Raw genomic sequence first — 18,806 nt, 5'->3', positions numbered from 1 at the left:
CCTGAGTCTTTCCGTTTTATTCACTAATTACATAAATATGGAAACAATATTCACATGAAATGAATAGATGTGAGCGCATAGAAAGAAAAATAGTATGAGAGTTATAAATTTGAGTGAGAGAGTATCTTGCAGGCCGGAGGATTTTATATGGGTACAAAAAGCAAACAGGCATTGATGGTTTATAACGCGTTTTCAGGAAAAAAAGGGACTCATAAAGACTTTCCCATACTTTTAAAAAAACTTTCAGAAATGGGGTACCAATTAGACATCGTTCAGCCAACAAGCGTCAAAAGTGCGGATCATACAATAAAAAAAGCATGCAAATGTAAATGGGATGCCATATTTATTGCTGGTGGTGACGGCACTGTAAACCAAACGCTCCAATTGATCGCGGATGAAGAATATAGACCGCCTATAGGGGTATTTCCATTTGGAACCAGCAACGAATTTGCCAAATATATCGGTGCTTCTTCCAATACGGAAGCTCTTTCCATAATCGAGAGGGGCCAAACTAAACCAATAGACATCGGAAAAATTGGAAATAGATACTTTGCCAATATTGCAGCAGCAGGATGGCTCGCTGATATCACCTATAAAACATCCCCTGCTCTAAAATCTAGTTTTGGCGAATTAGCATATGGTCTTTATTTTTTAAAAACATTTTTGCTAACAAAACAATCAGCTGCGATATCAATTGAAATTTCGCCTGATGAAGTCATCTCAGACGTTGCTTTATTTTTAATCATGAATGGAAACTCTGTCGGGCCATTTGAGCGCCTTATTAAGAATTCAACCGATAATGATGGTTCTTTTCATCTTCTCACCATAAAAAAATCCAATCGGCTTCACCTGTTTTTTTCTTTACTTGCCATTATGCTCAACATAGCTGAGCACCCATCCATGATTCGGTTTACAAAAATAAAAACGGGCAGCTTCACATTTCCAGAGCCGATTGCACTTAACCTCGATGGGGAACAAGCCTTTGCAAATAATCTGGATTTTACCGTTATACCTCAGCATCTTACTGTTTTTAGCTAAAACAGCTTGTACCGCCCTGTATAATCATAAATGAAGTCGGCTATAATTTTGCTAAAAATACAAGAATAGGTGAGTTCTTTGTATCATTTCATTGTTAATAAAGTTTCTGGGAATGGAAGAGCACTCAAAATTTGGTCGAAAATAGAAAAATTACTTCAGAATAAGGACGTCAGCTACCGTGTTTTTTTTACAGAGAAACCTAAACACGCGACTTTATTGGTTCGGGAACTGAAATTTCAGGAAAATGTGACGGCAATCGTGGCAGTAGGCGGTGACGGCACCGTTCAGGAAGTCATCAATGGACTTGTAAATACCAATATTCCTTTAGGAATTATTCCGGCTGGGTCTGGAAATGATTTTTCAAGAGGACTATATGTGCCTTTAAAACATGATGAAGCCCTTGAACGTATTTTAAATGGAGAACCAAAAGTGATCGATATCGGATTAGTAAATTCCACTTATTTTTGTACTGTGGCAGGAATCGGATTTGACGGAGAAGTGGCTCAAAAAACAAACGCTTCCATATATAAAAAATGGCTAAATTACGTAAGATTGGGGCAAATCTCATACATCTTTAGTGCACTAAATGTTTTATTAAAATATAGACCTGCAGATATCTCATTAATGGTTGACAAAAAATTATACAAAATCCCGAAAGTATGGTTAATTGCCGTTGCTAATTTTCCTTTTTATGGCGGTGGAATTGCCATTTGCCCAGAGGCTAAAAACAATGACGGATTGTTTGACATTTGCATTGTCCAAGGCATGTCCAAACTTGAATTTTTGAGGGTCTTTCCATTAGCTTTTAAAGGAAATCATACAACCTCTCCTTTTATAAAAATTATAAGAGGTAAAGAAATAACAATTGAATCCCCATCCCCATTGATGATCCATGGAGACGGGGAAATGATCGGGCAGACCCCTGTCCAAATTAAAATTGAACCAAGTGCATTGCATGTAATGTAAGCACTAAATAAAAGGACCCCTTTTTATGATTGTCATAAAAAGGGGTGCCTCATTTTGTAAAAAGTAAATTACTTCCTCTTCAGCATTTCTTCATAAGCCTCTTCATAATCAAATTCAACTAACTCGACGATCAATTCATTAATTTTTTCAATGATACCTTTAATGAATTCAATCATGATGTTATAGATCTCCTTTCCGGTGCTGTCACCATTTGAAATGTCCTGTTTCAGAAAAGTGTGTCACAAATTGCGGTATTTTATCCAAAGATTCATAAATAAAATGAATGAAACATGTATACATAAATCTAAAAAGAAGCACTGCCCGCTAACGGAGAAGTGCTTCTTCTATGTTTTACAAGATATACTCAATCATTAAACAAACGTTCATTTAATTTTTGAATAGAACAATTAACGGGCCAATTCATGTCAATCAAGACTCCTTTTTAGCTAAATCCGTTATATAATCGAAAAAAGCATCTCGGTTGACATCATACACTAAATTAACTGGTCTGCCGTCAGCAGCTTCCACGGTTCGGCCTTGGCTAGGTCCGTCTGTAATCACCTTGCTATAGAGTCTTTCCACTTTTACTAAATCCCTGTTTCCTACGAACGCTGTCGTTAATACATCCCACAGGTAGTAGGTTGAGTTCGTAGCAAAATGGACAAGAGGCGGTACCATAGCGTAGCATTGCCCGAGAAAATCGACACCCAGATGTTTTCGTTCAGCAGCCCAACGTTTCCGGACATCCAGCGTTAACGGCACCTTGTTTGTACTTTCTAATGCGACTAAATCTATCTCAATCTTACTTTCCCAGACACGTCCAACCGCTTCCGGGTCCCAAAACGCATTCCACTCAGCTGTTCCATCATGTTCAGGTTCTTCCACATTCCCCGCTTCCCGGAAGGTTCCACCCATCCAGACAAGCCGTTCTATTTTTTCTTCGATATCTGGAGCTGCATCCAATGCTCGCGCTAAATCCGTAAGCGGACCTGTAAACAGAAGGGTTGTTTTTTCATCTGATGATTGGATTTTCTCAATCATATGTAAGTGAGCTGGCTGGTCGGCCACTGTAGTAACAACCTTTCCAGACTCATTTAAAATCGGAAGAGCATCTACAAAAAAAGCATGCATGCGCCAATCCTTGGGAAACGGATTTTTACCGCGTGAATTAGACTCTGCCACGTCAAGCCCTATGCCATTACCAAAGCGGTCTATGATTTTACGGCTTGCATATACGGCCGGCTCTAAGTAGCAATCAGCAGGAATGACTGACACACCAGTCAGTTCAACACTATCCATTTTTAATAAAAGAAATAACGAAACGAGATCATCGACCCCGCCATCATGGTTGAAATAAACCTTTTTTGTCATTTAGATCCCCAATCTTTCCTATGATGATTAACCTATTTTAATAGTAAACGAAAATCCCGTAATAAGTAACCTCATAAATTAAGATCACTTTTCTAAACGATATTTTTCTTTAAGTGAATCAGGAGCCCACTTTATCATCCTTTCAATTATAAAGGCAATAATCACCGTATCATCAATGATTCCAAACAAAACCAAAAAGTCTGGAATTAAGTCAAAGGGAAAGAGGGCATAGCCTAAAATCAGCGCAAGACTCATTACTTTTTTCTTCGTCTCCACTTCCTTTGACAAAAAGAACTCCCCTATAAACGGAAGTGACTTCCAAAAAGTAAAGACAAATTTCATTCTTCTTAAAAATCTTGTCATGTCATCACCTTTTTAGGGCATGGATCTGCTAAAAAGCAGATCCCGCACCTTCATTATTATTTTCCAACAATCCGAATCACATCCAAGTCCTTGCTTTCTATTCCCTTTTCAAAAACTAATCTTGTTCTAAAATGGTAGCTTATTGTACCTGACGATACTTGAATTGATTCTGGGAGCAGAAAGCGAAACGGGATTCGCTCCGCGGTTTCACACTGAATATTCTTAGATGTTAATATCGTCTTCGTTTCAATGGTTTCTTCGGTTTCTCCTTTCAAATCCCCCCTGATCAAATCACACTCAATTCGCTTTAATTTTTGGACAACGGTCCCTCCCTTAATCAAAAAATATCCCTTTACCTCCTCGCCAGGTTTATACGTTTCATTTTCGAGGATTAGGTCAATCTGGGCTGAACCTATCCCTAAAAGAGACATATATTTTCTAAGTATCATATAGCTCCTCCTGCCCCAAAATTTTCATATTTCCTTTTTTCACTGTGTACTTGTCTTTCTTCAATTCGTTCCTCGATTTTTTCGATTTGTTCTTTATCTCTCAGTAAATCTTCTTTGTTTTTTCTAACTAATTCTAAAAAGTCTACTTTTGGTTTTCTCATCGTTTATCTCTCCTTTTATTACATTATCGGCTTGAAACGAAAAAAACCTTTACCGAATCCGGTAAAGGTTTTGTAAAAACAATAAAGACCTTTACCTAATAGGCAAAGGTCTTGCTAACAACGATTAGTTGCCAACAAAGCCGGGAGATTGGATACCCTCCGAACTGACGACTCTGTTGTAAAAGCTACTCCCCTTTAGGAGAACTTATTCCATTTGATACTTTTACTATAAAAGATGCTCTCACTTTTGTCAAATCGTATTTACGTAATCTCCTATATCCTCTGGTGACCGTTTTGTGACAGGATTTATTTGTGCGTTTTTTAAAAATAACTTCATTCCGAACAAAGCTGTTATCTTTTACTGTAATTTATATTGTAATACCATTATAGAAGTAACTACCTTCTAAATTTTCATCCCCCGAACCGAGCAATTATTGTATGTTTTTCGGCAAATAGAGGCGATTATGTCCTATATCACCAGTGGTATGGCGGAATCGGATTTATTACAGACAGCAGTTCCGCTAAGTTTTTTTATTGTCTCAAACTCCAAAAATTGGCTGCTACTATTTTATTAAAATAATGAAACCTTTTACATACTGTACCGTAAATAGTAAGAAGATTGGGAAGGTGATGTGAAGTAGTTTACTAGCACAATTTTATACAACTATTAGACATACTACTATATATACAGGAGAGGAATGCAATTATGAAAAAAATATTATCAGCATTACTAACGGCAGCGCTTATCTTTGCACCCGTTAGTCACTTTGTTTTCCCAGACCACATAACCACAGTAGAAGCCAAATCTTATAAATCAGGTAAGAAGGGCTTTAACTTCAATAACAGCAGCACAACGAATCAATCAAGTTTCCAAAACAAAGCCGATCATTCAACCATTAATAAATCTGCCACTGCCAATAAAACAGGCGGATTTATGACTGGCGGTCTTATGAAAGGCTTGATGCTAGGTGGAATTGCTGGACTCTTATTTGGCAGTCTATTTGCCAACATGGGAGTATTAGGTTATATGCTTGGCTTATTCGTTAATATTATGGCGATCGTTTTGGTGATTGCTTTAATCCGAGGTATATTGTCCTTCTTCAAGAACAAACGTAAAAAAGAGGAAGAAAATTCATGGAGAAGCTAATCATCTCTGAACAGGATATTATTAATGCCCTATGCGTGTATATAGCCCGAAAAAAGCAAGTGAAACCAGAAGAGGTGGAAGTCGAGCTCATGTATGATGATGACTATGGCTTTTCCGCAGAAGCCTATGTTCATGACAGAAAGCAGGTCTTGATTACGAAAAACATTATTGAGGCTCTGCGTTTGTGGCTGGATGAGTTTTTACACCGAGACCCTTTTGCTGGGATTGAGCTAGTGCTGGATGATATCGAGGGGATTATCGCAGTCATTAAATAAATGGTTAAAAAAAATCAACACTGTCAGATGGCAGTGTTGATTTTTTATCAGGAAAACTTTATCAAGAAATCCTATGCCTTTATCCCTTTAATCAGTCGGAAAAGCTGTTCAGTCATCATCCTCATATTCTCAAATGCATTCACAGGATCCATAGCTTCTTCTAGAGAAAGAGGGCCATTGGTGATCGAAAAGAATGACGTAATCCCCCGCTGGTTCAGAATGGAAGCCTCCTTTGTTACACCTCCAGCTAGTGCTATAACAGGAATATTAAATTGCGAAGCCAGTTGAGCGACTCCTAATGGTGCTTTCCCCATGGAAGTTTGACCATCAAGCTTTCCTTCACCCGTTATGACCAGGTCGACCCCTGCCATTTTTTCTTTCATACCAACGGTTTCGAATAATACATCTATTCCTGAATGAATCTCTGCATTTAGGAATCCGGCAAAGGCAGCACCTAGTCCTCCGGCAGCTCCTGCCCCCGAAATGTGCTGAATATCTTTGCCTAACTGAGCTAAAGTCAGGTTAGCAAAATGAGCAAGACCTTTATCTAACACTTGTACCATTTCTGGAGTGGCCCCTTTTTGAGGTCCATATATATAGGCAGCCCCATTTTCGCCAGATAGGGGATTAGTTACATCAGATGCTGCCTTAAACGTACAGTTTTTCAATTCTTTATGAACACCGGTTAAATCAATCTTGCGGATTTTTTGTAATTCAAGTCCGCCATATCCGATTTCCTTTTCATCATCATCAATGAAAGAAAATCCCAATGCCTGAAGCATACCGACCCCTGCATCATTAGTGGCACTTCCGCCCAAACCAACAATAAAGTCGCGGCAACCTTTTTCGATTGCATGCAGGATTAATTGTCCAACTCCATAAGTAGTTGTGTAATAAGGATTCCGTTCATTTACTGGAACAAGCGGAAGTCCGCATGCAGCCGCAACTTCAATCACAGCTGTTGTGCCATTTCCTAATATTCCATAAACTGCTTGAACCGGTCTGCCTAATGGGCCAATTACTTCTTTTTCTACGTATTTCCCTTGAGTTGCCTGAACAAGAGCTTCAACCGTTCCCTCTCCGCCATCAGCGATTGGAATGATGACAATTTCCGCATCATCATACACTTCTTTAATCCCCAAGCTGATTGCTTCACCGGAATCAACAGAAGACAGACTACCTTTAAACGAATCTATTGCGATGAGCACCTTCAACTGATAAACCTCCTGACACGATAAAAGAAAAAGACACTAGCTTCGTGCCTTTTTCTTTATTTTAAAACAAAATCGACTTGACTTGGTTGGTTTTTACAATAGTCTGGACTGAATTTTTGTGAACGTCTAGCTCTTCAGCCACTTTTTCATTCAAGTTTGCAAGATAGGCTTGGCCCATTTCACGATTGAACTTAAAGGCTGCCGTTTTTTCAGTATCTGTAGGATTGTAGAAACGCAGAACAAACTGATTGGCTTTTTCAGCCTTTTTCAGTGTACTTAGAACAACATTGGGCCCGGCTTCTTCCAACAAGCTGTATGTCAGTGGCGTTTTCATTTTCGCTTGATTTAGTTTCATTGCATCATATGGGATCTTATTATACGTTTCCACCGGTGTGAGATACTCTTTTGCGACACGAGCCACATTGGCCTCTAGAGCAGACCCTGGATGAGTGGTTATGGCAAAGTCTAATTCCAGTTTTCCAATCATTTGCGAATCAGGCGTAGCCAGTTTGATTCCAGATGGACGTCCGGGTCGGCGCAGCATCTCTTCTTTACCAAGGTAGCCGATACTTCTGAAAAGAGTAATCGCAATCGTATCAAACCTTTCTCCAACGATTTCGTATTCTCTTGTACTGTTGGTAAGGACACTCACACCATATGTGTCGTTGGATAGACCGACATAACTTAACATTGGATAAATCGAGTCTGGACGCTCATCCCAATTCTCTTGCTCCCAAACCTCCATTGCTTCATCCAGAACTTTTCGTTTAATTGAACCAAATTGGTTGTCGGAAATAGAGAATGCAGAGGCAATATTCGTCGGGATTAATGCCCGTAAACGATGATCCTTCGCCTGGTTATCAACTTCTATTTTTACTTCAATCATCGGTTTATGATTCGGTACCTTCACCACAAGACGAACATCTACAAATCCATCCATTATTCCTGCTTTTCTTTTTTCCAAATCAGACGGAACACTAAGTCTGTATTCAATATCCATAATTGCTTCATATTGATTTTGCGTTACGTCTACAGTTGCCTGTACCTGATCACTATATATCAATGTTTCGTTTGGTAATGGAGAAAAATCATATTCGTCTCCGTCGTCGCCGCCATTTTCCAGTAAAAGAACCTGGTTAAACCTTTGTTTGGTTTGCTTATCAAAAATATTTAAAGTTCCATTTGGATTAACGGTAATTTCATAAAAATCAGTGTCTACTTTTTCCGTTTCGGCTGCTGACTGATTGACTTCATGATCGCTTTCTGCTACAAAATACGTTTTATACCCCATGCTTGGAAGTGTATCCCTTAGCTGGATTGTATATTTAATGAATGGATCGTAGTTGCCGTAATGAACAATCTGCCTGTCTATCAGTCCTGGATCCATGATTTCACTTCCAAGAATCTCAAATTCAACTTCCTCAGCATTTTCATCAATCAGCTTAAATGACGTGAATTTTGAGATAACCTCTGTCGTCACGACCTCATTACGCTCATACGGAAGTAAATTAAAGGCAGTTAGCCGGTCATAATTCCACTCTGTATTCATGGAATCTACTATTTTTCTTTTATAAAACTTGATTAGCTGATCCACTCTTTCCTCTGCAAGGAAGAAACGATTGCAAATTTCACGGTGAACTTTATCCGAGCAGCAGCAGCCAATACTGTCATGAGCATGGTTTTTCATAATTTCCTTCCAGATCAGTTCAATTAAGCCATGATGATATTCAAAACCTAAGCTGTAAGCGATAGATGCCAGGGGCTCTAAAATATTTGTAATCTTGTTCTCGATTCTGGCATTAGCTGCCTTGATATCCATACGAGTGGAGTAAATACTGCGATGGACTCGCATATATTTGCCATCTAAAAATTCACCTGAAAGTGTCGCAAGACCTTCCTGTTTTTCAAGTTCAGCAAATACATTCTCATACTTGCTTAAGAAGAATTCACGGTCCGGATACAGTTTTCGGAGTTTTTCCATAATCGTGAAAATATTTTTTTGAATCGGCATTTGGTCGTGACCGTTAGGTAAAATAATATTCTCGGTAGTGGCTCCTCTGTCCAGCACCGTAAAATATTTATCAATCCGTTGCTGAAGTGCTTCCTCATCCTCTGGCAAGTATTTGCCGATTGCATACCCTAACGGAAACAATTGAACGAGAACTTTAGATCCATCATCCGTTTCCCAATAAAATTCTGTTTTATCGGTTCCATGACGTTCTGACGTGCCACGCCAAAAGATGGAATACTTAATATCAAATCCGTTTAAAATCATTGGCATTTGCGCCGATTGCCCAAATGAGTCAGGCAGATAGCCAATTTGCATATAAGGGCCAAATTCTTCGCTGTTTTTGATTCCATATAACAGATTACGGACAATTGACTCTCCGCCAACCACCATCTCATCAGTCTGCGTATACCATGGTCCTATAATAAGACGGCCCTCTTGAACAAGCTTTTTAACTCTTTCTCTGTTCTCTGGTTTTACGGCAAAATAATCTTCTAAAATGGATGTTTGTCCATCTAATACATAGTTAGGGTAATCTGGATTATTCTCTAACATATCTAAGATTTCTTCCATATTGTTAACTAATAAAATACGAGATTCTTCCGTCGAGAAATACCATTCTCTGTCCCAATGCATGTGCGGAACAATATGAACTTTTTTCATTATATCTCCCCGCTTTTGTGAGTTCTTATGCTGACTTTACTAGCTCTTTATTTTTTTGCTCTTTATTGAGCTTTTGTTTTCTAGTTACAATAAGCAATACCATCGAGATAAAGGCCCCCAGCAATGCAGCTCCCAGCCAAATGCCAGCAGCAATTACTAACGGCTGTCCCTGTACTAACGCTAATGAAAAGATACCGGCACCTGGAACATTCAGACCGATGTCAAAGAAAGCTACGATCGCGCCCGTTACAGCAGACCCCGCTATAAATGAAGGGATAACGCGCAATGGATCGTTAATTGCAAATGGAATTGCACCTTCTGTAATACCAGCTAATCCTAATAGCCAGGTTTGCTTACCAACTTCTTGTTCCTGCTGAGTAAAATATTTTTTACCAATTATAGTTGCTCCTGTTACGGAAAACGCTGATACCATTTTGACAGATGCGAAAGCAGCATATGGTACGATATTTCCGCTCGCCATTGCCCCAATACAAAACGTGTAGGCAGCTTTATTAACTGGACCTCCGAGGTCGAAGGACACCATGGCTCCCAGAATTGCACCTAAAATGATGGCATTGGCGCCAGACATTCCTTCTAGCCACTGAATTAATCCGCTGTTCAAGGCTGCCAATGGTTCCCCTATAACGAACAACATGATAGAACCAACAACCAGGGTTCCAACTACCGGGTACAGCCAAAAACTAATAAACCCTGCAAAAGTACCGATTGGCTTTACTTTGTTTTTTAAGAATTTTAAGAAATAACCGGCTAAAATACCGCCTAACATCGCCCCCAGGAAACCGCTGCCAATTAAGTTGGCGGCAACCCCTGCTGCAAAACCTGGTCCTAATGCAGGTTTATCGGCAATCGAGTACGCCATATATGCTGCAAGAATTGGAACCATTAATGTACCGAGCAAGGTTCCGCCGAGTTGTCTTAATAACCATAACCACGATCCTTCTTCAGCATATAAGTCCTGAAGACCAAACGCTTGTGAGATAAAGACAGCAGCTGCTAATGTCATTCCCCCTGCCACGATTACAGGAATGATATGAGAAATACCCGTTAAAATCGAATCCTTTAGTTCAGTTTTAATGGAATTACGGTCTGGTTCATTAGAAAAATCTGCTGTATCGAGAAATTCAGTTTTAGATGAATTCTCTGCTTTTTGTAAGGCATCCTGTAAAACTCTTTTGGCATCTTTAATAGGAGCAGCAACGGATGTTTTCAGCTTGGGCAGGTGATTGTATCGGTTCTCATCTTTTACTGCTACATCTGTTGCAAAAATGACAACGTCCGCTTCTTTAAGAAGCTCCTTTGAATGCCTGTTTTCAATTCCGTTTGCCCCTTGTTTTTCAACAAAAATATCCACACCTAATTCCTTCGCAGCTTTCTGAAGTGCTTCAGCAGCCATATAAGTGTGAGCAATCCCTGCCGCACAAGCAGTGACTGCCAGAACGGTCTTATCAAGTTTTACTGAATTTGGTTTTTCTGCTTCTTCATCGACTTGTTGTATAGGATCCAAACTCTCGAATAATTCTTTACTGGTCTGTGCCTGTAAAAGATTGTTTTTATAGGATTTATTCGATAATCTTGTAACAAGCTCTGATAATAATGAAAGATGAGTTGAACCCTCTTCTTCTTTTGGAATCGCTAACAAAATAACTAATTCGACTTGATTATTTGGGTCAATGCTCTCCCATGTGCCGATCGGCTTTGAAAGCGTAGCCACAGCAAAAGCGGCTTCCCTTACTGCAGAAGATTTACCGTGCGGAATCGCAAGGCCACCCTCAAACCCTGTAGGAGAAATGGCTTCTCTATCCAATACAGCCTGATAAAACTCATCTTCCGATGAAATTTTACCTTCCTCACCCAGCTTTTGAACTAAAAAGCGAATCACTTCCTCCTTTTTAGAAAATGATTGCTTTGTATGAATAAGGGCTGGTGATGTAAGATGTTTTAATAACATGTTGTAACCCCCTTTATAGCTTGAAAAGAACTTGACCCCATCTTAACAAAAAAAAATAAGAAGCCCGAATTCTTCTTATTTTTACACAGTAATTTACATGTAAAAACGCTTTCATGTGTATTTATACACACCCTAGAAAGAGTCCCACATATATTCCGACAACACCCGCAAAACAATCATGGCAGGGGTTTTATCTGTGATATTATAACCGTTTAATGTTTTTCTTGGAGAGTAACAATATAAATTGACATCAGCCATTTGCTGGAGGGAGTTTCGATCAAAGTGGGTAAGAGAAATTAATCGTACTCCCTTTTCCTTTGCTAACTTAGCCATATCTAAAACCTGCGATGTTTCGCCTGATAAACTAATTAAGAAAAGGACATCATCGGAATTTAGCTTATTTATTTCATGAACCATATCATGCCGATGCATATAAAAAGCAGATGATTTTCCGACAATCTTAAGATTTTTCACCATGACATCACATAATGGTGATGTATCGCCTACAGCAAAAAATAAGACATGATCGGCCTCTTGAATCATTTTAGTAATAAGTGCAAGTTTATCCTGATCCAATAATCCTATCGTTTTATGTACCAAAAAGGAGAGACTGTCCTCTTCAGCCTCTTCCTGATTATGAAGCTCCTCCTTTAAGCTATTTTTCATATGAGAAAATCCATCATACCCAAGCTTTTTCGAAAGTCTCGTAATCGTATTTGGTACCGTATATAATTGAGCTGCTAAATGCTGAATAGACAAAGTAACAGCTTTCTCTTTATTTTTGATGATGTATTCAATAATCTGATCATCTGTATCATTTAATTTATATTCGAATTTCCGGACGCGTTCTTCAAATAACATAATTCAGCACCTTGATCCTTTGAAATGTACAACCTTGTTACGGCTATTTTAAAATAAGAAAAAATTTGTGTACAATAATGAAGTTTGTGGTGACTCTTAATCAATCGTTTGTTTAAATTTGAAAAAGAATTATTCAAGTCTTGTGTTTAGGTATGTTTATTTTACTCATTTATAAAAATTGTTATTTTTATAAAGTATCATTTTCCTAATCCAGCGTCCCTAGCCTTTTGAATCGCCGCCGCGCGATCAGCCACCTGAAGTTTACTTAAGATGTTGGTAATGTGATTGCGGACCGTACTTGGACTAAGGACAAGCGTTTCTGCAATTTCTGCATTACGATAGCCTCTTGCAATCAAATCAAGCACTTCCCGCTCCCTAATAGTAAGCATCATCAGGTCGCCTTCACGTACACCTGGACGGATTTGATCGAAATATTCGATAAAACGGATGGTAATGGTCTGGCTAAAAATCGCCTCCCCCGCTGCAACTGCCCGAATCGCACGGATAATTTCATCGGGGAGTGCCCCTTTTAAAATATACCCGCGTGCCCCTGCCCGCATCGCTGCTGTCACGGTATGGTCATCCTCGAACATCGTCATCACGAGGATACGCACCTGCGGATCCTTTTGAAGAATGCGCCGAATCGCCTCTATCCCATTACAGCTCGGCATTTGGATATCCATTATAATGATATCTGGTTTTAAGTCTTCTGCCATTGCAATTACTTCATCTCCAGAGCCAGCCTCACCGGCAACGGTTACGCTTGAATCAGTTTGTAATAAAGCAACCAGCCCTGCTCGAAAGGTTGGATGGTCATCAGCCAGCAGGACGCGTACTTGCGGCATTTTGTTCACCTCTGTCATAGTTAGGAATTTCTGCTCGAATCGAGGTGCCTCCCTCTTTTCGGTTCATTATTGTAAAGGTACCCCCAAGTTCTTCTGTTCGTTCTCGCATCGAAGTAAGGCCAACTCCTGGACGGGATACTTGTGGTAAACCTACTCCATTGTCCGTTATTGTTACAATTATCTTTTCTTTCTCCATCGTCAGGTTAAGTTGTACTTGAGTTGCTCGGGCATGTCTGACCGCATTCGCCAGACCCTCCTGAACAATTCTGTAAGCAGCCACCTCAACCGCTGCATCCAGCCCTGGTAACGGTGAAGGAATATGCAGCTTAATCTCTAGGTCTGCCCCTTTATTTACCCGAACAAGTTCTCTCATAGCCTCTTCTAGTCCGTATTCATCTAGCACGGGTGGACGGAGATTATAAGCGAGCCGACGGATGAGATCTACTGCACTTCGAATATCAAGCTGGAGTTCACTTAGGATTTGATCGGCTTGATCCGGATCAGTCCGGAGCAGATGACGAGCGGTTGCAACCCGAAAAGAGAAGGCAGCAATTTCAGGACCTAACCCGTCATGCAGATCCCTTCTTAACCTACGCCTTTCATCTTCACGTGTCGTTACAAGAGTCTGGCGTGAACGCTGCAGTTCTTGAGTAAGTCGGACAGCATGAATAACAGCACCCGCCTGTCGGCACAGATCATTCAAAATTTGCTGATCCGCATCCGGCCATCCGTCATCTTGTTCCTTCGCTGCAAAGATGAGCTCCGCTACCCTCTCGCCCTGATACACAACGTCCAAACGCTTTGTACCTTCCTGAGGGATACCGCTTGCCGCTGCAACCTCCCCGCCTGGCCAAATTAGTGCGACATAATACAAATGGAGAGCATCTCGGACGGAAGTTACAATTGCATCTAAAACCAGCTCTGAGGTTGTAGTATTCTCAAGACGATTTCCCAATCGTACTAAAGCGGCATAGGGGTCCTGCCTGTCCCCGTACATGAACCGGTTAACTAACTTCTGCAATCGATGATGAAGCGGCTGGACTAAAATTGCAACAGCAATCGTACCCATCAAAGCAGCAAAGGTCGTTCCCTCTGCTTGAAAGGTAGAACCAAACACAAAAATGACACTACCGTAGATTGTCAATAAAATACCTGCCAAGATACCATAGAGAATCGTCCTATTTATCAAATAGTCGATAGTCCAAAGCCTGTAGCGAATGATTGCAATTCCAAAGGATAGAGGAATAAGTGACAGCCCAATAAAATATAATGTCTGTCCCACAAGATTTCCCCAAAGACGATCTAATGGAATTTGGACAGAAAGAATCACCAATAACACCGTCATTGTAAAAGCATAGATGGGCAGCTTAATCTGCTGGCGCTGTATAGGAGTAGAAAGACGTCGGTACCGATAGATTTGACTTACTCCCATTGTAAGGAGAATGGTCCACTCCAAGGGATGATACAAATCAGGAAAAATAAATTTTTGTCGATTCACGATGAAAAAATGACCCATTATTTCTACCAAAAGATAGGTGCCTGCGAGGAAATGATTCCATCTTGGTGTAGACCGGAAGTCGGGGAAATAGCAAATTACTGCCCCCATAAGTAAAATGGCAATAAAATGAATGATTTTCGAGAAATTGGAGAGAAATGGATAAGCTGCATAGAATGAATCGGAGACTGTAACAGTTAATCCAAAAATAGCAAGACAAACTGATACTAGAAGCGCCATTGGATCCTTGGGACGTTTTTGAAAAATCAAGATTCCTAGAATAAGGCTGCCACATGCAAATGATATAGATAAAATTAGCAGGTACAGTCCATAACCACTTACAGACCAGCCCAACATCATTAGTTCTCTTTCGATAGAGTCTGTTATTGCACATGAATCACAGACTTGATGAAGCTCTCCATAAAGCACCGGCGAATTTAGAACAAAGAGTGCTGAAGCAGCGAAAACTATGAAAATAGCAGAAATCTGAGACACTATTAATACGTTTCGCTGCATGACAGCACCCCCTTTTTCGTTTTCTTTACATAGACTCGAATAGCTTTAAATTGTTTTTTGAACTGTAACCATCGTATCTTGTTCTGCCGGTTTTCTTACCAATACCCACCCAATTCCTCCAAACAAAGCCAGGGATACTGCCGACTGAACATAGGCTTGAGCAGGTCCCAGTTCCAAGAATCCAGCTAAGATTTGAACAATTCCCGCTACAATCAACCACTTTGACGCGACACGGGCACGAAATAAACCAATTGTCAGCAATAGCAAGCCAACGTAGAAAAGTAAGAAGAATAACATGTGTGGCACAATATAGACCGGTGCTTCAAATATCCACTGCAGGAGTGAGACCATTGGTTCCCTTTCTAAGATCGCCATACCGCGCTGGATCAGCGCCTCTGTTACTAGGATCGTAAAAAAGAAATTTCCAATTAAAGCCATAATTGATCCAATGTATACCAGTTTTTCTCCACGGCCCTTTACCAAATGAGTAGCACCTAGCAAGGCTGGCACATTAAAAAGAGAAAAGCCTAACACTAAAAAAGTAAAAAACAGCGTATAGCCTGGTCGTTCCAAAACCCAGTCTAGAAACGCAATATCACCTGCTAACGGTGGCCCAAATAAGGACACAATCTGCAAGATTGCAGTGAGAAAGAAACAGACACCTCCAAAAACAACTGTGAAGCTACGAGGTAAAGAATGAGTTTGCACAAAAATCGCTCCTTTTTATAAAGATATATTCTCGCCATTCATTCTAGAAAAGGGCTCCGTACTGCCACAAGGGAGCAACTCCTATGCCGAGTCCTATCTTTAGTCCTGGGAGCAATTAAAAAATGATTTCTACCCCGAAATCTTCCTAGTAGTATTTCTCTACTTCATTTTTATTTCCTTCTTATGCCTTGCAGACCTAATATAGGTTCTAATACTTCAATGATTCCTTGATACGAAAAGCTTTTAAAAGTTCATCCGTGATTGCCCGCCGTCAACATTGATACTGGCCCCAACAATCCAAGAAGCTTTTTCAGATGCGAGAAAAGCCACAACATTAGCTACTTCTTCTGGAGTACCAAACCGGCCAGCTGGTATTTCATTTTTCACGAATTGCTTCATTTTTTCCGGATTCTCTTCGATCCGTTTCTTCCAGTTACCCGTTTCATGAAGGATACTGCCTGGCGCAACACTATTCACCCGGATACCATCTGCTGCCACTTCGTCTGCAAGAGCCTTTGTAAAACTGATTAAAGCGGATTTCGCATTATTATAGGTTGCTTTACCCCCGCTTTCTCTGCCATATATCGATGAAATATGTATAATAGCACCTTTCTGAGCCTTTCTCATATGTTCGACCGCTAGCTTACTTAAATGAACCGCTGAAAAATAATTAAGTTCCAATGCCTTGTAAAATAAATCCATGGATGTTTCCGTTACTTTTCCGCCATTACTGCCGCCTGCGTTGTTAATAAGGACATCAATCGCTCCCTTCTCTTTGATGAAGGACTCGATTAACCTTTCTCTTTCATCCGAAATCGTCAAATCGGCTTGAAAAATTGAAACTCTACCGCCCAGTTCCTCCTTCGCTTGTTCAAGAACAGCTAAATCACGAGCTGCAATCCCTACATCTGCTCCCTCTTGAACAAACACTTGAGCAATTGCTTTCCCAATTCCCTTCGAACCACCCGTGACCAAAACCTTCTTCCCTCTTAATTGCAAATCCATTTACAAAAGCCTCCATTCATTCTGCAAATATCGGTGCATACAAGGTTTACCCGAAGATCTACACAAAACAATGCCGCAGGTATTACCCTAAGCTCGTGCGCCTCAGGACGTTTCTTAGTAAAGTATAAGCATTATTTCTCCCACATTCCAAATTGTATGTTAAAATTATGTAAATGTTTGAATAATTTAAATACGGTTTGGGAGTTGAAAGAATATGGGGTTAATCAACAGTGGAATAACCATCATAGATTTTGACGAAACGTATTTAGCACAAACAAAGCTTCAGCACTATCCTCATGAAAGACTGGATTTTCGGCATTTAGAGCATGTCAATTTATTTTGCGAAGAAGAAACCCTGCAAACCCTGCAAATGCGGCTTCAAAAAAGGCGACAGAAAGGAATCACCCTGATTGGAAGCGGAAACTATCATTATGTAACCTATTTACTGCTTAAAGAAATCTCAAAACCTTTTACTCTCGTATTATTTGATAATCATCCTGACCTCAGGACGAACCAAGATCATGATGAAATGCTCTCATGCGGCTCCTGGGTTTCCTATGCTCTTTCCAATATACTTTTATTACAGCAAGTTGTAATCATTGGTCCAACTGTTGCTTTAGCACAGAACTCCACACACTCTCGCACCGTGATCTTTCCGTTTGATGGTGTCCATCATTACTCACTTCCGTTAATTCTTTCAAGTATACCTACAAATCATGTGTATGTTAGCATTGATAAAGACGTTCTGCATAAAGGTGAAGTCCAAACAAACTGGGACCAAGGTGTAATGGGCATTCATACCTTGACCCAAATGCTGAAATCATTCCTGATGTCTAAACAAGTTGAAGGTGTTGATATTTGCGGCGAACTTCGACTATCTCCTATTGAATCCTTACAGCCAACCTATCAGTCTATTATTCAAAAAAATCAAAAAGCCAACCTCCAGCTTTTACAAACCTGCTTAAATGCCAATGAAACACATACAAAAGGAGCCTGACAATCAGCTCCTCTATTTTTACAGCCTTCTTAAAATTAAGTAAAATAAATAATAAACAATAAAAGGATGGCCGGCTATGCTCAAATCATTTACTTTAAAAACAAACGAACGGGACCAAATGATCGATGTTACTGAACAAATACAGGCATTCATTACAGAAAACAAAATAAAGGATGGCGCAGTAATCATCTATTGCCCCCATACCACAGCAGGCATCACCATTAATGAAAACGCAGATCCTGATGTCAAACGCGACATGATCCGCCGATTCGATGAAGTGTATCCTTGGCATCATAAATTAGATCGGCATATGGAAGGAAATACAGCTGCACATATGAAAGCTAGTACGGTCGGTTCCTCCCAGTATGTAATTATAAATGAAGGACGACTGCTGATTGGAACGTGGCAGGGTATCTACTTTTGTGAATTTGACGGCCCAAGAACACGGAGTTTTTATGTCAAGATTTTATAAAGGACCGATTCGATTTCTTTATCGAATTTTTCCTTCATTTCGTTTATCAAAAACTTTTCTTCCGTACTATTGACCATTACTGTCCTTGTGACCCATCTCCAAAATAAAATTCCGCAGCCAATGTGACTGCGGAATTTTATTTAATCTTATAATAATGGCTCTATAATATTTGTTGGGGTTTGAACACAACTTTTTATTCATAAAAAAACACGTAGACATCCAATTCTTTTATACTTGAATTGTCTAGAAACAAGACAAAAGAAATGGAGTTACGTGTATATGA

General features: G+C 39.9%; 18 protein-coding genes. 6 read left to right on the top strand and 12 right to left on the bottom strand.

Translation table 11 applies throughout. The features are described from left to right. Nucleotides 1–147: 147 nt before the first annotated feature. On the top strand, nucleotides 148–1,038 hold the full coding sequence (locus tag MLE14_RS12190; protein WP_243298655.1) for a diacylglycerol/lipid kinase family protein: 891 nt from the start codon (nucleotides 148–150) through the stop codon (nucleotides 1,036–1,038). Between the two features lie 69 nt (nucleotides 1,039–1,107). After that, the gene (locus tag MLE14_RS12185) at nucleotides 1,108–2,004 is read left to right on the top strand and encodes a diacylglycerol/lipid kinase family protein (RefSeq protein WP_313897760.1); all 897 of its coding nucleotides are present in this window, start codon (nucleotides 1,108–1,110) and stop codon (nucleotides 2,002–2,004) included. Nucleotides 2,005–2,433: 429 nt separating this feature from the next. Here the strand turns inward: MLE14_RS12185 and MLE14_RS12180 are convergent, their stop codons facing one another. The 4 genes from MLE14_RS12180 to MLE14_RS12165 form a co-directional block, all read right to left on the bottom strand. Then, nucleotides 2,434–3,375 carry a nucleoside hydrolase gene (locus tag MLE14_RS12180; protein WP_243298653.1) on the bottom strand — a complete coding sequence of 314 codons (942 nt, stop codon included), beginning with the start codon at nucleotides 3,373–3,375 and terminating at the stop codon, nucleotides 2,434–2,436. Between the two features lie 84 nt (nucleotides 3,376–3,459). Next, complete coding sequence (locus MLE14_RS12175) at nucleotides 3,460–3,663, bottom strand: YkvA family protein (RefSeq protein ID WP_313897759.1); 204 nt, start codon at nucleotides 3,661–3,663, stop codon at nucleotides 3,460–3,462. 131 nt (nucleotides 3,664–3,794) lie between these two features. Continuing rightward, on the bottom strand, nucleotides 3,795–4,187 hold the full coding sequence (locus MLE14_RS12170) for a sporulation protein (RefSeq protein WP_243298651.1): 393 nt from the start codon (nucleotides 4,185–4,187) through the stop codon (nucleotides 3,795–3,797). After that, nucleotides 4,184–4,348 (bottom strand): FbpB family small basic protein, encoded by a 165-nt coding sequence (locus MLE14_RS12165; protein WP_243298650.1) that lies wholly within the window; start codon nucleotides 4,346–4,348, stop codon nucleotides 4,184–4,186. Before MLE14_RS12165 ends, MLE14_RS12170 begins: the two co-directional genes overlap by 4 nt. Before the next feature lie 706 nt (nucleotides 4,349–5,054). Here MLE14_RS12165 and MLE14_RS12160 point away from each other — a divergent pair. Both MLE14_RS12160 and MLE14_RS12155 read left to right on the top strand, forming a co-directional pair. Next, nucleotides 5,055–5,495: a hypothetical protein gene (locus MLE14_RS12160; RefSeq protein ID WP_243298649.1), complete on the top strand. Its 441-nt coding sequence runs from the start codon at nucleotides 5,055–5,057 to the stop codon at nucleotides 5,493–5,495. Next, on the top strand, nucleotides 5,483–5,770 hold the full coding sequence (locus MLE14_RS12155; RefSeq protein WP_243298648.1) for a YxcD family protein: 288 nt from the start codon (nucleotides 5,483–5,485) through the stop codon (nucleotides 5,768–5,770). Before MLE14_RS12160 ends, MLE14_RS12155 begins: the two co-directional genes overlap by 13 nt. 71 nt (nucleotides 5,771–5,841) lie before the next feature. Here MLE14_RS12155 and MLE14_RS12150 read toward each other — a convergent pair whose 3' ends face one another. The 8 genes from MLE14_RS12150 to MLE14_RS12115 all read right to left on the bottom strand — a co-directional run bounded on the left by MLE14_RS12150 (nucleotide 5,842) and on the right by MLE14_RS12115 (nucleotide 17,054). Further along, entirely contained in the window at nucleotides 5,842–6,978 is a 1,137-nt protein-coding gene (locus tag MLE14_RS12150; RefSeq protein WP_313897761.1) for a glycerate kinase, read from the bottom strand. Nucleotides 6,979–7,045: 67 nt separating this feature from the next. Further along, entirely contained in the window at nucleotides 7,046–9,655 is a 2,610-nt protein-coding gene (mngB, locus tag MLE14_RS12145) for a mannosylglycerate hydrolase (protein WP_243298646.1), read from the bottom strand. Between the two features lie 25 nt (nucleotides 9,656–9,680). Then, entirely contained in the window at nucleotides 9,681–11,624 is a 1,944-nt protein-coding gene (gene mngA, locus MLE14_RS12140) for a PTS 2-O-a-mannosyl-D-glycerate transporter subunit IIABC (protein WP_243298645.1), read from the bottom strand. Between the two features lie 132 nt (nucleotides 11,625–11,756). After that, nucleotides 11,757–12,485 carry a MurR/RpiR family transcriptional regulator gene (locus MLE14_RS12135; RefSeq protein ID WP_243298644.1) on the bottom strand — a complete coding sequence of 243 codons (729 nt, stop codon included), beginning with the start codon at nucleotides 12,483–12,485 and terminating at the stop codon, nucleotides 11,757–11,759. 197 nt (nucleotides 12,486–12,682) lie between these two features. After that, the gene (locus MLE14_RS12130) at nucleotides 12,683–13,330 is read right to left on the bottom strand and encodes a response regulator transcription factor (protein WP_243298643.1); all 648 of its coding nucleotides are present in this window, start codon (nucleotides 13,328–13,330) and stop codon (nucleotides 12,683–12,685) included. Further along, entirely contained in the window at nucleotides 13,302–15,341 is a 2,040-nt protein-coding gene (locus tag MLE14_RS12125) for a sensor histidine kinase (RefSeq protein ID WP_243298642.1), read from the bottom strand. Before MLE14_RS12125 ends, MLE14_RS12130 begins: the two co-directional genes overlap by 29 nt. A gap of 45 nt (nucleotides 15,342–15,386) precedes the next feature. Next, nucleotides 15,387–16,049 (bottom strand): hypothetical protein, encoded by a 663-nt coding sequence (locus tag MLE14_RS12120; RefSeq protein WP_243298641.1) that lies wholly within the window; start codon nucleotides 16,047–16,049, stop codon nucleotides 15,387–15,389. A gap of 243 nt (nucleotides 16,050–16,292) precedes the next feature. Then, nucleotides 16,293–17,054, bottom strand: coding sequence for an SDR family NAD(P)-dependent oxidoreductase (locus tag MLE14_RS12115; RefSeq protein ID WP_243298640.1), 762 nt, complete (start codon nucleotides 17,052–17,054; stop codon nucleotides 16,293–16,295). 214 nt (nucleotides 17,055–17,268) lie between these two features. Between MLE14_RS12115 and MLE14_RS12110 the strand changes: the two genes are divergently transcribed. Next, nucleotides 17,269–18,051: an arginase family protein gene (locus MLE14_RS12110; RefSeq protein ID WP_243298639.1), complete on the top strand. Its 783-nt coding sequence runs from the start codon at nucleotides 17,269–17,271 to the stop codon at nucleotides 18,049–18,051. Between the two features lie 76 nt (nucleotides 18,052–18,127). Further along, a complete protein-coding gene (locus tag MLE14_RS12105; protein WP_243298638.1) occupies nucleotides 18,128–18,523 on the top strand; it encodes a secondary thiamine-phosphate synthase enzyme YjbQ in 396 nt (131 codons plus the stop codon). Nucleotides 18,524–18,806: the final 283 nt, after the last annotated feature.

This window comes from Bacillus litorisediminis, from assembly GCF_022808645.1.
Lineage (GTDB): Bacteria > Bacillota > Bacilli > Bacillales > JC228 > Bacillus_BF > Bacillus_BF litorisediminis.
This window is presented reverse-complemented; position numbering and strand designations above follow the sequence as displayed.

What these genes read in the sequence shown, in the direction of transcription:
- MLE14_RS12130 (WP_243298643.1), bottom strand. Translation starts at nt 13,330, where the DNA reads ATGCCGCAAGTACGCGTCCTGCTGGCTGATGACCATCCAACCTTTCGA.
- MLE14_RS12125 (WP_243298642.1), bottom strand. Translation starts at nt 15,341, where the DNA reads ATGCAGCGAAACGTATTAATAGTGTCTCAGATTTCTGCTATTTTCATA.
- MLE14_RS12110 (WP_243298639.1), top strand. Translation starts at nt 17,269, where the DNA reads ATGGGGTTAATCAACAGTGGAATAACCATCATAGATTTTGACGAAACG.
- MLE14_RS12170 (WP_243298651.1), bottom strand. Translation starts at nt 4,187, where the DNA reads ATGATACTTAGAAAATATATGTCTCTTTTAGGGATAGGTTCAGCCCAG.
- MLE14_RS12165 (WP_243298650.1), bottom strand. Translation starts at nt 4,348, where the DNA reads ATGAGAAAACCAAAAGTAGACTTTTTAGAATTAGTTAGAAAAAACAAA.
- MLE14_RS12160 (WP_243298649.1), top strand. Translation starts at nt 5,055, where the DNA reads ATGAAAAAAATATTATCAGCATTACTAACGGCAGCGCTTATCTTTGCA.
- MLE14_RS12180 (WP_243298653.1), bottom strand. Translation starts at nt 3,375, where the DNA reads ATGACAAAAAAGGTTTATTTCAACCATGATGGCGGGGTCGATGATCTC.
- mngA (WP_243298645.1), bottom strand. Translation starts at nt 11,624, where the DNA reads ATGTTATTAAAACATCTTACATCACCAGCCCTTATTCATACAAAGCAA.
- MLE14_RS12155 (WP_243298648.1), top strand. Translation starts at nt 5,483, where the DNA reads ATGGAGAAGCTAATCATCTCTGAACAGGATATTATTAATGCCCTATGC.
- MLE14_RS12135 (WP_243298644.1), bottom strand. Translation starts at nt 12,485, where the DNA reads ATGTTATTTGAAGAACGCGTCCGGAAATTCGAATATAAATTAAATGAT.
- MLE14_RS12105 (WP_243298638.1), top strand. Translation starts at nt 18,128, where the DNA reads ATGCTCAAATCATTTACTTTAAAAACAAACGAACGGGACCAAATGATC.
- MLE14_RS12115 (WP_243298640.1), bottom strand. Translation starts at nt 17,054, where the DNA reads ATGGATTTGCAATTAAGAGGGAAGAAGGTTTTGGTCACGGGTGGTTCG.
- MLE14_RS12190 (WP_243298655.1), top strand. Translation starts at nt 148, where the DNA reads ATGGGTACAAAAAGCAAACAGGCATTGATGGTTTATAACGCGTTTTCA.
- mngB (WP_243298646.1), bottom strand. Translation starts at nt 9,655, where the DNA reads ATGAAAAAAGTTCATATTGTTCCGCACATGCATTGGGACAGAGAATGG.